The sequence below is a fragment of the Methanosarcina vacuolata Z-761 genome, assembly GCF_000969905.1.
Lineage (GTDB): Archaea > Halobacteriota > Methanosarcinia > Methanosarcinales > Methanosarcinaceae > Methanosarcina > Methanosarcina vacuolata.
Genome location: NZ_CP009520.1, coordinates 3342008 through 3359765 on the forward strand (window position 1 = coordinate 3342008; position 17758 = coordinate 3359765).

17 protein-coding genes are annotated in these 17758 nt (G+C 41.9%); 9 read left to right on the forward strand and 8 right to left on the reverse strand.

The window, feature by feature from the left end; translation table 11 throughout:
- Positions 1–229: 229 nt before the first annotated feature.
- The 7 genes from MSVAZ_RS13740 to MSVAZ_RS13770 form a co-directional block, all read right to left on the reverse strand.
- Positions 230–577 (reverse strand): hypothetical protein, encoded by a 348-nt coding sequence (locus tag MSVAZ_RS13740; protein ID WP_048121867.1) that lies wholly within the window; start codon positions 575–577, stop codon positions 230–232.
- Between the two features lie 473 nt (positions 578–1050).
- Positions 1051–2094: a hydrogenase expression/formation protein HypE gene (gene hypE, locus MSVAZ_RS13745; protein ID WP_048121869.1), complete on the reverse strand. Its 1044-nt coding sequence runs from the start codon at positions 2092–2094 to the stop codon at positions 1051–1053.
- 116 nt (positions 2095–2210) lie between these two features.
- Positions 2211–2411 (reverse strand): hypothetical protein, encoded by a 201-nt coding sequence (locus tag MSVAZ_RS13750; RefSeq protein WP_048121871.1) that lies wholly within the window; start codon positions 2409–2411, stop codon positions 2211–2213.
- Positions 2383–3051: a hydrogenase nickel incorporation protein HypB gene (gene hypB / locus MSVAZ_RS13755; protein ID WP_231592660.1), complete on the reverse strand. Its 669-nt coding sequence runs from the start codon at positions 3049–3051 to the stop codon at positions 2383–2385. Before hypB ends, MSVAZ_RS13750 begins: the two co-directional genes overlap by 29 nt.
- A gap of 46 nt (positions 3052–3097) precedes the next feature.
- The gene (gene hypA, locus MSVAZ_RS13760) at positions 3098–3499 is read right to left on the reverse strand and encodes a hydrogenase maturation nickel metallochaperone HypA (RefSeq protein WP_048121873.1); all 402 of its coding nucleotides are present in this window, start codon (positions 3497–3499) and stop codon (positions 3098–3100) included.
- On the reverse strand, positions 3492–4610 hold the full coding sequence (gene hypD, locus MSVAZ_RS13765; protein ID WP_048121875.1) for a hydrogenase formation protein HypD: 1119 nt from the start codon (positions 4608–4610) through the stop codon (positions 3492–3494). The genes hypA and hypD overlap by 8 nt, the downstream gene beginning before the upstream one ends.
- 19 nt (positions 4611–4629) lie before the next feature.
- Positions 4630–4890 (reverse strand): HypC/HybG/HupF family hydrogenase formation chaperone, encoded by a 261-nt coding sequence (locus MSVAZ_RS13770; protein WP_048121877.1) that lies wholly within the window; start codon positions 4888–4890, stop codon positions 4630–4632.
- Between the two features lie 1251 nt (positions 4891–6141).
- Between MSVAZ_RS13770 and MSVAZ_RS13775 the strand changes: the two genes are divergently transcribed.
- From MSVAZ_RS13775 to MSVAZ_RS19680, 5 genes are all read left to right on the forward strand, one after another.
- Positions 6142–7302: a hydrogenase small subunit gene (locus MSVAZ_RS13775; RefSeq protein ID WP_048121878.1), complete on the forward strand. Its 1161-nt coding sequence runs from the start codon at positions 6142–6144 to the stop codon at positions 7300–7302.
- Positions 7303–7309: 7 nt separating this feature from the next.
- Positions 7310–9085, forward strand: coding sequence for a nickel-dependent hydrogenase large subunit (locus MSVAZ_RS13780; protein WP_048121879.1), 1776 nt, complete (start codon positions 7310–7312; stop codon positions 9083–9085).
- Positions 9086–9110: 25 nt separating this feature from the next.
- Positions 9111–9875, forward strand: coding sequence for a cytochrome b (locus MSVAZ_RS13785; protein WP_048121880.1), 765 nt, complete (start codon positions 9111–9113; stop codon positions 9873–9875).
- Positions 9876–9966: 91 nt separating this feature from the next.
- Positions 9967–10452 carry a hydrogenase maturation protease gene (locus MSVAZ_RS13790; protein WP_048124075.1) on the forward strand — a complete coding sequence of 162 codons (486 nt, stop codon included), beginning with the start codon at positions 9967–9969 and terminating at the stop codon, positions 10450–10452.
- 333 nt (positions 10453–10785) lie between these two features.
- The gene (locus MSVAZ_RS19680; RefSeq protein WP_048121882.1) at positions 10786–11223 is read left to right on the forward strand and encodes an SRPBCC domain-containing protein; all 438 of its coding nucleotides are present in this window, start codon (positions 10786–10788) and stop codon (positions 11221–11223) included.
- Positions 11224–11592: 369 nt separating this feature from the next.
- On the opposite strand, the gene MSVAZ_RS13800 is transcribed toward MSVAZ_RS19680, so the two are convergent.
- On the reverse strand, positions 11593–12513 hold the full coding sequence (locus tag MSVAZ_RS13800; RefSeq protein WP_048121884.1) for a peptidoglycan-binding domain-containing protein: 921 nt from the start codon (positions 12511–12513) through the stop codon (positions 11593–11595).
- Between the two features lie 298 nt (positions 12514–12811).
- Between MSVAZ_RS13800 and MSVAZ_RS13805 the strand changes: the two genes are divergently transcribed.
- The 4 genes from MSVAZ_RS13805 to cgi121 all read left to right on the forward strand — a co-directional run bounded on the left by MSVAZ_RS13805 (position 12812) and on the right by cgi121 (position 17584).
- The gene (locus MSVAZ_RS13805) at positions 12812–14059 is read left to right on the forward strand and encodes a hydrogenase small subunit (protein ID WP_048121887.1); all 1248 of its coding nucleotides are present in this window, start codon (positions 12812–12814) and stop codon (positions 14057–14059) included.
- The gene (locus MSVAZ_RS13810; RefSeq protein WP_048121888.1) at positions 14059–15849 is read left to right on the forward strand and encodes a nickel-dependent hydrogenase large subunit; all 1791 of its coding nucleotides are present in this window, start codon (positions 14059–14061) and stop codon (positions 15847–15849) included. Before MSVAZ_RS13805 ends, MSVAZ_RS13810 begins: the two co-directional genes overlap by 1 nt.
- Positions 15850–15863: 14 nt before the next feature.
- Positions 15864–16655 (forward strand): cytochrome b, encoded by a 792-nt coding sequence (locus tag MSVAZ_RS13815; RefSeq protein WP_048121890.1) that lies wholly within the window; start codon positions 15864–15866, stop codon positions 16653–16655.
- 398 nt (positions 16656–17053) lie between these two features.
- Positions 17054–17584 (forward strand): KEOPS complex subunit Cgi121, encoded by a 531-nt coding sequence (cgi121, locus tag MSVAZ_RS13820; protein WP_231592250.1) that lies wholly within the window; start codon positions 17054–17056, stop codon positions 17582–17584.
- The last annotated feature ends 174 nt before the right edge of the window (positions 17585–17758 follow it).

Consider the following 17758-nt stretch of genomic DNA (forward strand, 5'->3'; position numbering starts at 1 on the left):
TTGCTCTTCATAAACCTCAAAAGTTTCATTCAGGCTTTTTATAACCAAAATTGCCGTAGATAACAATCATATCTTCGCCTTATATTTTATAAAAATCAGAAAACAGAAAAATTAAGTGGAAATTACTTTGTTTCAGAATAAGACTCTCTTCTTTTTCTCAATAATTACACTTCTTTAAGACATCTTGCTTTTGGGATTGTCTCAAAAGTGAATTTTACTAAATTCTTATTTAAATTGCATAACGATAAATAAGGTATGCAATCACCAGGATTGCCAGAACAGAACGGAAATTATGCCCGGATTCCGGGTGTATACTGCTTCTATTTTCAGGATTTTTTGGCTGAAGTAAATGATCTATTATCGAAGATATTGAAGGATCTGTCAACTGCTCTTTTCTCCTGTATCTGACCATGAGTGCGAAATGAATTAATGTTATAATAAAGGCCAGGATAAAAGTTGCAATACCTTCTACTGATATGTATCCTGCAATATTCAGGGCTCCCACGACCAAAAATGATGCAAAATATACTGCAACTGAGCGCCATAGTTCCTGTTCCACAATTGGGTCTCGGTTCATATTTCGGCTTCCTTTCTATTTTCAGTAACTTTCCTGCTCGATAGATTTACCTGGGATACTTCTATAAATTGTTTTTTTTCTCTGACTGCCTTATTCTAAAACCTTTTCAACTTATTTTATCATTATACTACAAATTTCTATAAGGTAATTTACTTTTAAACATTATTTGATACTAGTGGCTGAGAGATATATAAAAATGTAAACTGAAAATATAGACTGAAAAGACACTGAGAAAGAGAAAACGAAAAATAGAGATTGAGAAAGAGAGTATGAAAAATAGATACTCAGAACAAGAAAATGAAAAGATAAAGTGAAGTAAAAAATGAGACAAAAATGTAACACAAAAGGAAAAGGAAAAGGAAAAGGAAAAATAAAAAATGAGTCCAATTAAACGAGAGGAAACGATTGTACGTCAAAACTCAATTCCAATAGTATCTTATCATAAATCAATCTCGGATAGTGCCTGATGATTTTTAGCATACTCTGGGAATCGGGTCTCCGGCAGGTACATCTACAAAACGCATACCACCGAAACGGTTTCTCAGGACTACTTCTTTCTTATCTGGAGTGACTTCTCCTATAACAGCTGCATCCCTGCCGTAGGGGTGCTGCCTAAGGATTGAAAGCACTTCTTCTTCAAAGCCGGGTTTGACTCCGATAACTGCTTTTCCTTCATTTGCAACCTCAAGGGGATCAAGGCCCAGCATCTCACAGGCTGCGGAAACGGCTGGTTTGAAAGGAATCCAGTCTTCTTCAATAAGAATGCCTGCTCCGGATTTTGCTGCCATCTCGTTCAGGGCATTTGCAAGCCCTCCGCGGGTCGGGTCTTTCATTGCCGTGATCACGGGTTCACCCTCCGGGGTTCTGAGTTTCAGGAGGGGTTCTATGAGTTTCCAGAGTGGGGCTGAATCCGAGGCAAGGTCAGTATCAAAGTCAAAACCTTCCCTGTGAGCCATAAGCGAAATTCCGTGGTCGCCAATAGTGCCTGTGACCAGAATTTTGTCTCCCGGCCGAAGCCCTGAATCTCTTACAGGGCTATCCGTAATTCCCAGGCCTGCAGTGTTCAGGATAATAGAATCAAGCGCAGTTTTCTCTACGGTTTTAGTGTCGCCTGTTATTATGGGTACACCAACCTCTGCGGCTGTTTTATCCATTGTTTTAATTATTTCCTCAAACTCCTTGAGTGGAAAACCTTCAGGGACTATGACTGCACAGGTAAGAGCAAGGGGCTTTGCTCCCATGACCGTAAGGTCATTGACAGTGCCTGCAACTGCAAGCCTTCCTATATTGGTATTCGGGAAAAAGGCAGGTGTAATCACGTGACTATCAGTAGTCAGTACAAGTTCGCATCCGTTGTTGAAGCTATCAAGCCTGACTGTGGACCCATCATCAAGACATTCGAGTCCAATTGAGCCTGCACTTTTATTGTGAAAGTTTTTAAGAATTATTTCTCCTATAAGTGCCTGCATAACTTCTCCGCCTGCACCGTGCTCAAGAGAAATGGTATTTGATTTCATATAAGTCTCCTTTTTTCCGCCTTTTAAACCCTTCTGGATCTTCTCAATCTACTTTAAATCTTTTTAGTCCGAGCTTCGAGTTAATCTCTAGAATCTGATTTCTCATTTTATCCTCATTAACCCTGGCTCGGATTAATTCTTTTTAACCTGGGTTCTACCTTAATTCTTTTTGACCTGGGTTCTACCTTAATTCTTTTTAACCTGGGTTCTACCTTAATTCTTTTTAACCTGGGTTCTACCTTAATTCTTTTTAACCTGGTTTCTACCTTAATTCTTTTTAACTTTGCCTTATCTATTCTGAGCTTTTTTAACTCCAAGCTCGATAAAGCTAATCCAGGTTTCCAGGCTTTCCCAGTCATGCTTTGAAGTAAGGATAACTGGCACACTCGGATTTAAGGAAAGAATATCGTTTCGCATTTTTTCGGCATCGACATCAACCGCGTGTGCAATGTCAACTTTATTTATTACTGCAAGATTTGCAGTCTTGAATATCATGGGGTGCTTGAGGATAATATCGTCTCCCTCGGTCACGCTCACGATTACAACCCTCAGTTGTTCCCCCAGTTTGAAGTCCACAGGACAGATAAGGTTGCCTACGTTCTCAATTAGAAGGAGATCCGTGTTACTAAGATCGATTTCATCCAGGGCTTTTTCCACCAGTTTTGCATCAAGGTGGCACTCTTTTCCGGTATTTACGGGAATGGTAGGTACATCGAGTTTTCTGAAACGGGAAGAATCCATTTCTGCGATTACGTCCCCTGCAATCACAGCTATCCTATACTTATCCTTAAGTTGCCTGATAGCTTCTTCAATCAGAGTGGTCTTTCCTGATCCGATTGCACCCATAACATTTACCGAGAAAACCTGATACTTGTCAAGTTTCTTTCTGTTTTTTTCAGCAACTTTATCATTTGCCTTGTAGACATCATGTCCCATATCAATTACATGCATTAACATAAACATCACTTGGGGAGTTATTTTTTATTTTTTACCTTTTTGAGGTTCAATCCTGGTTTTCAGTTTCGATCTCGATACTTTTAATAATCAGCTCTCTTCCACCTATCAGCTGAGCAGGCTTTCCGCAGACTGGACATTCCATAACTGCCGCATAAGCCAGAAGTTCACTTTCGAATTCACATTTCGTTCGTATCTTTTTTTCATCTATTGCTCCCGTGTATCCACATTCACATTCAAGGGAAGGCGGTATCATTTCTACAATAAAATCCGCATCTTTGGCAATACTTTCCTCTGCAAGGACTTTAAAACAGAAGTTAAGTTGTTCCGGATTAGTATGAGATAATCTTCCCATCTGAAGAGTTACGTGCTTAACTTCCGTGGCTCCGTGCTCTTTGGCAGTAGCCATTACCTGCTCGAAAATTTCACATGCAATGGATAATTCATGCAACCCTGTTGCCTCCTTCTCTTGAGTACCTGAACCAGTTATAACACATACCTTCCTGGCTTACCATACATGGGCCTGCAGGACTTTTCGGGGTACATTCTTTCCCGAAATTCGGGCATTGAGAAGGCTTTGCTTTTCCTGTAAGGATAGCTGCGCAGATACAGCGTTTTTTGTCTTTTCCTCCTGTTTTCTTTCGGACATCTTCAAGAGCAGAAGCATACAGATCTTCATACTTTTTTGCAGCGTCCTTTTCCTCAAACTCCTTTCTGAGCACAAGTCCTGAATTCTCGATTTTCCCTATGCCTCGCCACTCAGAGTCCGAGGTTTCAAACACTTCATTCATGATTTTAAGGGCAATCTGGTTTCCTTCAGGTTTTACAGCTCTCGGGTAGCCGTTATCTATTCTTGAGATTCCTTCTTCTGCCTGCAGTTGTAACAGGTTTATTCCAAGGAGAATATCTCCGGGTTCAAACCCACTTACGACAACAGGAAAGCCTTTTTCTGCAAGAGACTCAAAAGGTTTTGTGCCTATTATAGTTGCCACATGCCCGGGAGCTATAAAGGCATCAACATCTGCATCACTGGCAAGGAATTCGACTGCAGGAGGAGTTTGCTTCTGCGAGGCAAGGAGGCTGAAGTTTTCGGGGGTCTTTCTTAAAAGAGCAGCCGCATTTGCAGGAACCGTAGTTTCAAAGCCTATTCCAAAAAAGACTACCTCAAGTTCTGGCTTTTTTTCTGCAAGGGCAATTGCATCATCAATACTATAGACCATCTTTACATTTGCCCCTTCAGACTTCGCGTCCAGCAAACTTTCGGCCGAACCCGGAACACGCATCATGTCTCCAAAAGTGACAACGGTTGCCCCACTTTTTGCAAGGGCTATTGCAATATTAATATCTTCTTCAGGAGTCACACAAACAGGGCATCCGGGGCCGCTTATTACCTCAATATTTTTAGGAAGGACACTCCTTAACCCATATTTTGCTATAGTCCGCTCATGAGTCCCGCAGACATGCATTATGCGAAGTGGCTTATCCAAGCTTCTGATTCTTTCCAGGAGCTTTCTTTCAAGTTCAGGAGCCGCTGGCTTTGAAGGTGAATTCCCGTTTTCCATTTTTCATCAGCGTCCGCTTTCAGGTAGATTCGCTTTCGGGTGTTTCTATCTCTTCAAGTCCCGCAATCTGTCTGAGAAGGTGCATTGTTTCTTCACTTTCTTCTTCCGAGATTTCGGCTATTGCATATCCAACATGGACAAGAAAGTGTTTCCCTATCTGGGACTCGTTAGCGCCTCCCATAAGGTCCATATTCACATCTCTGCAGATTCCGCCCATGTCAATCGTTGCAGTATTCTCGTTTACAATGGATTTTACTTTTCCAGGAATAGCTATACACATGTTTCCTCGAACCCTTTTTTTTTAAAATCCTTTAGTTTATACAAATTATTTATTAATGAGATAAATTCTTGTATTAAGGCTTTTACAAGACTTATTTTACAAGAGATATATATTTGTAATGTATTTACAAGAGATATATATTTGTAAGGTATATATATTTACAGGTACCAAATGAGCAAAAACCCCTCCAGTTTTACTTCCTTAACTGGCTAAACAGCTTTTATCCCCTTACTTGTTTTTATTTCTCTACTGCTGCTTTTTAATGATCGCGTTTTCATTCTCCACTTGCCGCAGATAGAAAAATGGAGGTATCGTGAACAAGAACCTAATTTTAAGTTTTAAACAAATCCATTGTCAAAAATTATTTTTTGAAACTCTATGGTTCTATATTATATTCTTTTTGTTTTTTCTTTTCACTTGCATAATTTAAAAATGTTTTTTGCCCTAATCTTTTACTTGCTTCAAAAACGTTTTTGAAAAGGCCCTAAAACCGCTCTATTTAACTCGGGATGCTCAAGATATAAAAGCCATAGGTAATTGAGGCTTGAGTAGTATTATATATGTTCTAGCTTCACATAATAAGATCAGCTTCTTTAGCACTTCTTTTCCGTTTTAAGTTTCTATTGAGTGTACTTTTCAGAACACTGAAGATCAGAGTTAATAGAGATAACTCGGGATTAAAAGCTTTTCAGCTTTATAGTAAAGCAGGATTCTTTTGGTTACTTGAGAGTTAAACAGGATCAGTTGCTACATCTATTTCCTTCTTATGAAATCTCAGTTCTGGTTGAGAAAGCTCAATATACTAAAATATCCCTTAAAAATAAGTGATTCTTTCTTTGCATTTCAAAACTTTTCTGCATTTTATCTTCTTTTTATGTGTTTTGTCATAATACAGGTAAGTTTTTAAATATGAATTGCGACTTCAGTAGTAACTTTTAACTTTTGAAATTAAATTAATTATTTTGATCCTCTTTTCTCTTTCAAGAGGCTTTAATTCCCCGTATATGTACTATAATACACAACAATATACATTGAGTTGTGCTATTTATATTTGAAGCTTATTATATATGATATTGAATCATATCCCTCCAATGCAGCCAATTAATATATTTATTGGAGCGTGTAAAAAACCTTAAATACTATTCCTACATTGAAAACATTAGTGGTAAATTTATGTATGTATTTATATAATTACTGTGGACAATTATTCAAAATTTTCTTTCGGATGTATAATTTGGGTAAAATCAAGATGTGGTAGAGATGAGTACTGGAATAAAAAATCTTGTCCGTACACTGGACAGTGTGGACTTCTTAAAAATGGATCGACGCACTTTCATGAAAGCATTAGGTGCAATGGGTGCAGCTACATTCCTTGGCACATATAAATCTGAGATTGTAAGTGCGCTTGAACTCGCAGAGACCAAGCTTCTTTGGATCCACGGTTCCGAATGTACCGGCTGTTCCGAATCGGTCTTAAATGCAGGTAATCCTGACCTTGTACAAGCACTAGAAAAGCTTAATGTCAATCTTGCTTACCATGAGACTCTTTGTGCACAGCAGGGAATTTGGAATGATGGTAAGCTTGTAAACACCGCTGAGCTTAACTCCGAAATTCTCCAGGAAGAAATTTATAAAGAAGGCAACTACATTCTGGTCGTTGAAGGCGGAATTCCAAACGGTCCGGATGGTTCAGGCCGCTACCTGGTTATTGGAAACAAGCCTTTCAAGCAGACCCTTGGAGAGGCTGCAAAGAATGCTGCAGCTGTCGTTGCAGTTGGAGCCTGTGCCTGTTGGGGAGGAATTACCAATGCAGAAAGCGATGTTGCCAAGGACACTGACTATAGAGGAGTAGCATTTTCAAAAACCGAGGCATCAAAAGGTATGCTTAAAGAACTTGGCATTGATAAGCCCGTAATCAATATTCCTGGTTGTCCGGCTCACCCTGATTGGGTACTCCTTACCCTGGGCGCAGTTATTCTTGGTAAGATTAAGATCCCAGATGACCTTTCTGCCGTTCTGGACGAGTATAACAGGCCAAAAGTCTTCTTCCCTCCAGACCATGTTGTGCATGACAACTGCCCCCGCCGTGGATACTACGACCGCGGAGAGCTTGATGAAGAGATTGGTGGGCCAGGGTGCCTGTGGAAACTTGGATGCAAAGCTCCTTACGCCCATGCAGACTGTGGAATCCGCAGGTGGAACGGTTCAGTAAGCATGTGTACTCAGGCAGGCGGCCCCTGTATTGCCTGTGTTGAACCAGGCTTCCCAGACTCCTCAAGACCCCTGTACGTTGAACGTGAAGATGTAGGAGTTGCCGGAACAAACATTGATACAGTAGCCAAAGTTGCAGTTGGAGCAGCTGCAGTTGCAGCAGGCGTACATGCTGTTAGGAGAATGGGAAAAGGAGAGTGAGTGAAAAATGGTAAACGTTACAGTTGATCCCTTAACTAGAATTGAAGGTCACCAGCGCATATCCACTGAAGTAGGTGCTGACGGTGTTATTACCGATGCCCAGTCATCTTCTCTTATATTCAGGGGTTTTGAACGCATTCTGCAGAACCAGGATCCAAGAGATGCAGCTTTTCTTACTCAGAGAATTTGTGGTGTCTGTCCTCTTGCTCATGGATTAGCATCCACAAATGCTCTTGACGACCTTTATGGCGTAGCTGAGAGCGTTCCAAAAGATGCTCTTATGATGAGAAACATTTTCCAGGGCCTGAATATGGTTGCAAGCCATGCAACTCATATATATGTTCTCTTTGGTCCTGATCTTGCAAACCCGGCATACAAAAAGGTCCTTACAACACTTGGAGACACCGGAAACGCAGTCTGGAATGAAATGGTTGGAAGGTTTGCCCCAATCAGCTACAAGATGGATGGCGCGGCTGTACCTGTAGGGAGTTCCTATCTTGCAGCAATTCCTGAGAAGAAACGCCTTCAAGAGGCTATTGCACTCATTGCCGGTAGAATGCCCGGTCCTTCATCCCTTTATCCAGGTGGATATACCTACCCGGCTACTGTCGGAGATATAACCAAACTTTCCACTTACTATCTGCAGGTCATGGACTTCGTATCCAAACATACTCTGAAAGTTGATTTCAATACCTGGATCAAAAATACCTATCAGGCAAGCTCTCCTCAAAAAGCAGTAAGCTTTGTTACTGAACACCTGACTGACCTTTATAATAAAACATCGACTTCAAATGACTTCTCCAAAGATGCAGGTTGGGGAGATGTGGAATTCTATGCAGCTTTTGGTTCAGAACTTGTAGGAGAAAAGATTCTCGGTCTTCCAGCAAGCCTTAAACATGATACAATCGGTGGGTACAAGGACCCAGCAAAGATCTGCTTCGTTTCATATGGCGGATACTACAAGTACAAAGACGGATACGACCCGAAGAGCCCAGCAGGAGACCGTATTTTCACCTCAGGTGTGGTAACAGGAAAGCTCGAATACCAGAAATTTGATCCGGAAAAGATTACTGAGAGTACTGCTCACTCCTTCTACCAGAACAGTTCCAATGACCTCGCACCAGCAAAAGGTGAAACCGTTCCATATACTGATCCAAATAAAATCGTTTACACAGGCGGTTCAAACAGCCAGTACAGCTGGGACAAGGCTCCGAGATATGACGGAATGGCAGGTGAAGTCGGGCCTCTTGCACGCATGCTAAATATAAAAGAGCCTCTAGTAACAGGTCTGGCTCAGGCTTTCGCTGAGAATGGTTACTCTGCAGCTAACGTTTACACCAGGATGCTGGCTCGTATGCAGGAAACTGCAATTCTCGCATATGAACTTCTCAACTGGGTAACAGTTGATTACAACCCAAACGGCAAGATTTCCGTGCCTATAGACCTTAATACAGCTAAAAACAATTCGGGAATGGGCCTGTGGGAAGCACCTCGTGGAGCTCTTGGTCACTGGATCTCTGCTGGCAGCGATGGAAAAGTTACCAACTATCAGTGTATAGTTCCGGGTAGCTGGTTGATGTCCCCAAGAGACAGCAAAGGAATTCCTGGCCCACTCGAACAGTCTCTCATTGGTTCAAAAATCAATACAGTTGGAGATGTCGATTATACCAATCCAGTTGGCATTTTCCATATGGGAAGGTCCTACGATCCTTGCATTTCATGTGCAGTCCACACCATTGACCTGACTGGGAAAAACGCTCCAAATACACTAAGAATCCTCTAAGTATAGTACAGGGAGATGACCCACAATGAAATCTAAAGGCGACAAGCCGATGATTGTTGAGCGCTATACAGTAACTGACAGGATAGCTCATACTGTCCACGCTGTTGCAATGTTAGTGCTCATCATTACCGGGTTAAAGATCTATATGGGATGGGAATTTATGAGTTTCCATACCGCCCGCGGTCTTCACATGATAGCGGTCCCATTCCTGCTTGCAGTGAACTGGATCCTTATTCCTTACAACATCTTCTCTGAAGGTCATGGGTTTATGGGAAAGATCTCGCACTTTACGGACCATTATATTTTCGGCCCTAAGGATGCAGCTCGCTTTGGCGGTATAATTGGTAACTTCTTCAGGAAAGGCAGATATCCGGCATTCAGTATATATGATGAAACTACTGGCCACTACAAGACCAAACTTCATCCCTTAATGAAGATCCTGATCGTGCTTGAAGGTACAGCTATCTTCTTAATCGCGGTTTCAGGTGTTGTGCTTTACAAGCTCGACTGGTCACTTTTCGGCCTCCCAATAGCCTCATGGATACTGACTATAACAGGCTTTATTTCGCCGTTATTCAACCTGTCTCCTCTGGAATTCCTCAGGGTACTTCACCTGCTGATGACCTACTGGTTTGTTTTTGAACTTGTAGTTCACGTGGGTATTCTGGAATTCGATCCTCATGTCTGGAAGTACTATAAAGCTATCTTCCTGACAGGAAAAGAGGATCTGAGAGATACTCATTATTCTGAGGTTCTCCCAGCTTATTACCCTACAAAGGAAAAGCCGTGAAAATATCATAAAGAAAAATATCAAATTTAAGGTAGTACAGGCATTTTTGAAAAGCCTGTATACCTTTTTAACTGCTTTTTTGAGTGAAAATATGTCTATACTAAATGCTCCTATACGCATCCTTGGCTGCGGAAGCCCGTTAATGGGAAACGATGGTGTTGGCCTCAAAGTCATTGAGGTTCTTCAAGAATCAGAACTTAAAGACCTCAAGGATATCGATATCATGGATGCAGGGGTCTGCGGGCTTGACCTTCTAAATCTTCTCGATGACGCCAGGAAAGTCATCATAGTTGATGCAATTCTGGCTAACAGCCCTCCAGGTTCAGTACACCATATAGAAGGGAAGGAATTACTTGAAGGCGTAGAGTTTCACCCCCTGGTTTCAGTACATGACCTGACAATTACAGATGTATTGAAAATAGGAGAACAGGTCCAAGAACTTCCAGAAATTGTGGTCATCGGGATTGAAATCGGATCAATTGTCACGGAAGCTACGCTGGAAATCAGTCCAGATGTCCTTAAAGGTGTGGATAAAGCCATAAAGCTCATCAAGGAAGAGGTCTTTTCTTCACTTTAATTTTATTTTTACTATTTACTTTAATTTTTGTTTTGTTCAATTTTCCCAACTTTTCCCCACTTTTTAGTTCTGTTTTTTTCCCTTTTTTAATTTTGGCTTTGCCCTCTGTTTTTAGTTTATATTTTGCCCCATATTTGCTATTTTATTAATTTCAATTCTTTCCTTCTACAGTAATTTATATCTGGTAAAAGGCCCATTTGAATATAATATATTAGAAAGAATTTATAATTCCGGGGTGGGAATATTTCACGATTCCTTCGTCAAGTAGTACTTAAAATACTTTCTTTTGGAGCAATTTTCTATGTAGCAACGCTTGTTGCTGCAAATACCTCTATTACTCAGAAGAATCTCGAGACCGAAGTTATCATCAACGTACCGGCTGCCAGGGTATGGCAAGCGCTTACTGATTTCGGGGCATACCCACAGTGGAATCCGTTTATCCGTGAGGTGACCGGAGTTTCCAGTCCAGGTGAGAAATTAACAATTCAAATTCATCTAGGCGACCGTGTTATGACAATTCGGCCAACTATTCTTGTCATTCAGCCAGAAAGAGAGCTGCGCTGGATCGGTCATCTGTTAATTCCTGGGATATTCGATGGTGAGCACAGTTTTGTAATAGAGCCAGCTGGTGAGAACCGAGTGCGTCTGATTCAGCGAGAGACATTTAACGGGCTTTTGGTGCCGTTTTCGGGTTCCCTGCTTGGCAATACTAAACGGAATTTTAGTATGATGAATCTGGCACTTAAAGAGCGCGTGGAGCAGGCAAACTAAGCTAAGCCTGAAATCCTGCTGGACAAATAAGTTAAATTTCAAGCCCCTGCTGGACAAATAAGTTAAATTTCAAGCCCCTGCTAGACGAAACTCTAGAAAAAGAACCGGATATAATTCCGGAAAAAGAAAAAGTGAGGTTTCTGTTTCTCAGGGTGTGTTTCCAAACGGAGCTACGAGCCCAGAAAAAATTTATACAATCGGGGTCAAGGGCCCAAGAACCGATTCCTTTAATCAACAGATTTTTCGAAACAGATCTCTAAATTTTAAATATCATCTTTTTTATTATCCTTTCAGGTTAGTATAGATCTCTTTTTATTGAAACTTCCATTTAAAACTGTTTATATTAGTAAGGCTCTTTTCCCTTTACGGTTACTCGGATTTTCCAGGCACCCAGTTGCTATAGAGTTTCCATTCAATCAAAGAGTCTTCACTGTCGGTTTCGATGTAAAATCTCCATATAAAAGGCTCTGTTATCGCAGAGAATTCAAAATTTACAAGAGTATCAGGCAAAAGTATAGATTCTTTTGCTTCACCTGTATTTGTTTTTATCATAATACTTGATTCCTTAACATTCAGGTTACTTACTTCGAGACGTACCGATTTTCCAGCTTCAGCTTCAAAAGAAGAACTACTCCCACTCCAGGTTCCTGCAGTATGGAATTTACGTCCCTTACTATCAACCGTAGGGGGTAGTCTGGTCATAGGTGGAGTTATGGGTCTAGTTACATGCACAGGCTTTTGGTCAAGCGGAACTGCCTGGGTTTTCAGGATTGGAGGTCCCGCTACCGGTGCTTCAGGAGGTTGTGGTATTTTAACCGCAGGAGCCCCTACTCTCGGAGCACGTGGAATCTCTACTGGCGGGACTTCAGGTGCTCTTACCGGTCCAACCGGAGATGCTCTTGGTGATCGAACCGGAGATTCCGGGAATAATGGAGCAGAAATTTCTGATACCTGCGGCTCAGTTACTGGTGAAACCGAAGGCTTCCGGGCGCCCGCGAAAAATTCCTCATCAAGACTTCCTATAGTCTCTGACCCTATTATACCATCAACTTTCAGGCCTCTTGACTCCTGGTAACTTCTAACCGCAAGTTCGGTTTCCCCGCCAAAAATACCATTGGCTCCAACTTCAGGCACGGGAAAATCCAAAAATATTAAAGCCTGTTGAACTTTCCTTACCGCAGAGCCGCTATCTCCTTTCTGGAGAACTATTTCTTTGTCATAGCAGCCCTCCAGAACTTCATCACCTGCAAATCTCGACGACCTTAAGTCGTGACCATCCCCAATAGTCATATTCTATCCCCCATATTTGCCGCACAACTTTTCCCTGAAATATGCAGCGTTATCACTAAACGTTACTAGCCTTAAAATTTCAATAAATAAAGTAGTGATATTAAAATATATAAGTTTTTAGAAAAATTATATTTATTAAATGACTTAAATTTAATTTAAACGATCTTCTGCTATTGCAAAGTAAAGGAGTTACCTGTAACGCGGGTTATCGAAGATTTGTTAGTCTTTTATAGATATGATAGTCTTTAATATATTGGACTCTATTTTTTATATATATTTAGATATAATTATTTGTAACATGGGGGGAAGTGGAACGGATAATGACGACTTACTTGAAAAGTTTAAAAATCTCGATTTCATGAAAATGGATCGGCGGACATTTATAAAAGCTGTGGGGGTATTAGGGGCTTCACTGTTTTTGCAAACGTATAAAAACGATATAGCAAAAGCTCTTGAGTTTTCTGAAACTAAAGTTGTATGGCTTCACGGAGTAATGGATAGTGGCTGTACCATATCAATGCTGGACGGAGGATCTCCTGATATCATCGAATTCCTTCAGGAGTACAATCTCAAACTTCTCTATCATGAAGTTTTAATGATGCAGCAGGGGATTTTCGTAGATGGGAAGCTCGCAAATACCAGTGATCTTAATTCAGAGATTGTACTGGATGAGATCCTGGGAAGGGAAAAAGATTATGTTCTGGTCTCCGAAGGAGCAATTTCGAACGGACCTCAAGGTTCCGGGAAATATCTCATGCTGGGAGGAAGGACCTATAAAGAGATTTACGCGAAAGCTGCTAAAAACGCTTTAGCAATTGTTGCAATTGGGAATTGTGCGACTAACGGTGGGGTGAACTCTGCTAAGAGTGATATAGTCGAACTTATGGACCCACGTGGGGTTGCTTTTACTATGGAAGATGCTTCAAAGGGGATTTTAGATCTTCTTGGCATCGAAAAGCCTGTAATTAATCTTACTGGTTGCCCTACTCATCCAGACTGGGTTTTTTTGACAATAGGTGCAGTTGTTTTGGGAAAGATAAAGATACCTGATGATTTGCCTAATGTCCTGGACCACTGGAAACGTCCAAAGGTTTTCTTCCCGCCTGACCACGTTATTCATGATAATTGTTCTCGTCGCGGGTACTATGACCGTGGAGAGTTTGAGCTTACAGTAGGTGGGCCGAAGTGCCTATGGAAACTGGGGTGCAAGGGACCCTATACCCATGCAGACTGTGCTACTCGCAACTGGAACGGCCATCTCAATTACTGTCCTCAGGCAGGATCTCCCTGTATTGGCTGCGTCCAGCCGGGCTTCCCTGATAGCACCAGGCCTTTTTTTGTGGAAATTGAGAAGACAGGAATTGTAGGTACGAATATCACTACTATAGCGGGCGTGGCAATCGGAGGCGCGCTACTTGCTGCAGGGGCTCATGCTGTAAGGAGAACTGCCATGAAAAGACCTGAGGACGAGGAAGGCTTTGCCGAAGAAAGCACTCCAGAAGAAACCGGAGAGAAACCCATAGAGGAAGCCGGAGGTGAAAAATAATGGTACAGGTCACTGTTGATCCTGTTTCGAGAATTGAAGGGCACTACAGGATCAATACCGAAGTCAATGGAGAAGGCGTAATTACTGATGCACAGAGTAACGGTTTGCAGTTAAGGGGTTTTGAACGTCTCCTGCAGCGCCAGGACCCCAGGGATGCAGCACTTCTGTCCCAGAGGATCTGCGGGGTCTGTCCGGTTAGCCACGGCATAGCTGCAGCAAATGCCCTCGATGAACTTTTTGGAGTCGCAGGTGAGGTTCCCAAAAACGGTCTTTTAATGCGAAACATCCAGCAGGCTCTGAATTACATAGCCAGCCATGCAGCACACGTCTACGTGCTCTGGGCCCCTGACCTTGCAAACTCAGCTTACCGTGACATCCTGGCAAAATACGGTGATGTTGGAAATTCAGTCTGGAAAGAACTTCAGGGGCGTTTTGCACCTTTGATTTATCAGATTGACGGTGCCAGTTATCCGGCAGGCTCGTCCTATCTGGGCGCTATAGTGGAATTTCGCCGTTTGCACGAAGCCATTTCTTTAATAGCTAGCAAGATGCCACATCCGGTTCTTCAGCATGTTGGAGGTGTAGTTTATTCTCCGACTGTTGCTGATATCGGGCAAATTCTAAGCTATGTCACGAAAACGATGGAGTTTGTTAAAGCATTTACTCTTGGGGTCTCTCCCGATACCTGGATTGAAAATACTTACAGAGCTTCTTCTCCTCAAAAGGCTGCTAATTTCGTTCTTAATCACCTGCAAGAACTTCTGAATAAATCCCTTGACAGTAAGGACTTCTCACACTCGGCTGGCTGGGGAGACGTCCCTCTCTTTGCGGCTTTTGGCTCGGAGCTTATAGGGGAAAAACTTCTCGGCCTGCCTATCAGTATGAAAATGGACCTTGCAGGGACTTACAAAGATCCCGATAAGATTGGTTTTCTTTCCTACGGAGTTTTCTTTAAGCCCGAGAAAGGAGATGGATATGACCCTACAAGTCCTGCTGATAGCAGAGTTATTCCCTCCGGCTATATGGATGGATATTTCAAGCTTGAAAAATTTGACTACAGGAAGATCTCAGAAAGTATTAGCCACTCCTTTTACATTGACGATGTAAACGATCGTCCTCCCTGGAATGGGGTTACGGTTCCGGAAGGGACCCCCGAAAATATTGATTATACAAAAGGATCAAAGAGCCGTTACTCGTGGGCAAAAGCCCCTCATTATGACGGCATTCCGTGTGAAGTCGGCCCTCTTGCCCGTATGATGGTTATGGGAGAACCTCTTGTTACGGCATTGGTAAAAACTTTTCAGGATAACGGCTACTATCCTGTCAACAACTATACCCGCATGATTGCAAGGATGCAGGAAATTCTTGTAGTGGTCCCGGAACTTATAAAATGGCTCACGCAGGACCTTCAGGCAGGCGGAAAGGTTGCTGTGCATACCGATCTTTCCATGGCAAAGAGTTCCACAGGAATGGGTTTATGGGAAGCTCCGCGAGGGGCACTGGGGCACTGGATTGCTACAGATTCGGATTCTATGGTAACTCTTTACCAGGCTGTGGTTCCGAGCACCTGGAACCTTGCTCCAAGGAATTCGCAGGGAATCCCAAGCCCTGTTGAACAGGCCCTAATAGGCACCAAAATCTCGGCTGCCGAAAATGCACTTGGAGTGGATTATTCAAATCCTCTCGGAATCCTGCATACAGCCCGGTCTTACGATCCCTGCCTGGCATGTGCAGTTCATACAATTGATAAAACCGGAAAGCACCCGGACTATATAATCAAGGTACTTTGAAGGAGGTTGAAAGTATGGTACGATCTGCTCAAAGACCTGCTTCCAGAAGTGTAATTGTTGAACGTTATACGTGGCTTGAGCGGGTTACTCATCTGGTTCATCTTGTTACCCTGTTTATCCTGCTTATTACGGGATTCAAAATCTACTTTGGTTGGGGTTTCATGGCTTTTCAAACAGCCCGAACCTGGCATATGATTGCTGTGCCTTTTTTCCTGGTTGCAAATTGGATTCTGGTCCCATACAACCTTTTTTCCTGCAAAGAAGAAAGATGCAGTGTCAGAGACAGGACCGTGCATTTTAAGGACTCTTACATTTTCGGAAAAGCTGATGCAGAACGGTTCATTGACATAATAAAGAATTTTTTTGGAAAAGGCAGGTATCCGGCATTTAGTATCTATGATGAAACTACTGGTCACTACGAGACTAAACTCCATCCTGTGATGAAAATACTGATTGTCCTTGAGAGTATAGCAATTGTTATTGTAGCAATTACAGGAGTAGTGCTTTACAACCTTGACTGGTCTCCTTTCGGAATTCCCATTGCGGCATGGATACTTTCCGTAACCTGGTATTTTGCGTCCTTTTTCAATATCAATGCTTTGGGTTTACTCCGATTATTACATCTGCTTGCAGCTTACTGGTTTGTCTTTGAACTTGTGGTCCATGTAGGAATTATTGAATTTGATCCATACGTATGGAAATATCATAAGGCAATATTCTGGTCCGGAAAAGAAGATCTCTCAGATAGGCAGTTTGTCAAAATAATTGATGAGGACGAGCAAAAAAGAGTAACAGGTGAACACTGATAACAAAAGCAGATAGTGAATAATGCTGATAGTGTAGAATGCAGACAGTATATAGCAGTTAGTATGTAGCAGTTAGTATGTATTTGTTAAGCATATAAATGTGTAAATGATTATATACTAATCTATCATTATTATATATGGTAATTGAGATGTATGGATTTGGGGAAGTTCGAAGAAGAATTAACCCGATCATTCTCAACCTTTTAATCCTTTTCTTTTTGGTAATGCTTGGGCTGATGGTGGTAGAGTTAGTTCTTAAAAGTTTAATCATTTATAGCCCTTTTTGAGAGTTCTCGGCTTTTCTTTTATTTCCATCTTTTATCTTTTCTTCATTCTCTCCATTTTTGTTTCTTCTACAACCGAAATCCTTATTGTAAAGCCCGCGATATGGCAGGACTATGACAATGCAAAGGGAAATCCAGGTAATCTGCGGGAATGTAAATATCCCTAATCTTTCCGGCTTTCTAAAATCAATAAATTCGATAGCTTCCGAAAATGATGTCATTATCCAGGGTTTGAACGCAGACCTGATCGCAGGGGAAAGACACCTTCATTTTGCAGTGGGAAAAGCTCTTCGGGCAATTGCTGCAGGCAGGAACATAGCAAACGATCCCGGTATCGAGATTATGCGGTATGCGTCCGGAGAGAGGCAGATTGAAAGGAGTTTTTCGATTGGGCTATGTAAAGGGGAAAACAATGCCGTATTCGTGCTGCTTGGAAAAATGGACAATCTGGTGCTGGCTCTCTCTGCATTAAAAGAACTCATTACTGAAAAGCCCTGTTCCGAGCTGCTTGCATATTCCGATTACAAAAAGCAGGGAATCCTTTCTGTGTTCGGGATCACGGATGCTGAAATTGAAGCTTCAGGGAAGGAGCACATTCCCGAACTTGTGATTGAGAGGGTAGCGCTGGCAGATTTTGCAAAGTAAAAAAGGGCAATCTGAACCTGCGTCTATAATTTCTCTTCAGCTTCTCTTTTTCATCTATCTTTTTCTTTCATCTTCTGTTTCTCTTCAATCTCTCTTTTTCTTCAATCTTCTGTTTCTCTTCAATCGCTCTTTCTCTTCAATCTTCTGTTTCTCTTCAATCTCTCTTTCTCTTCA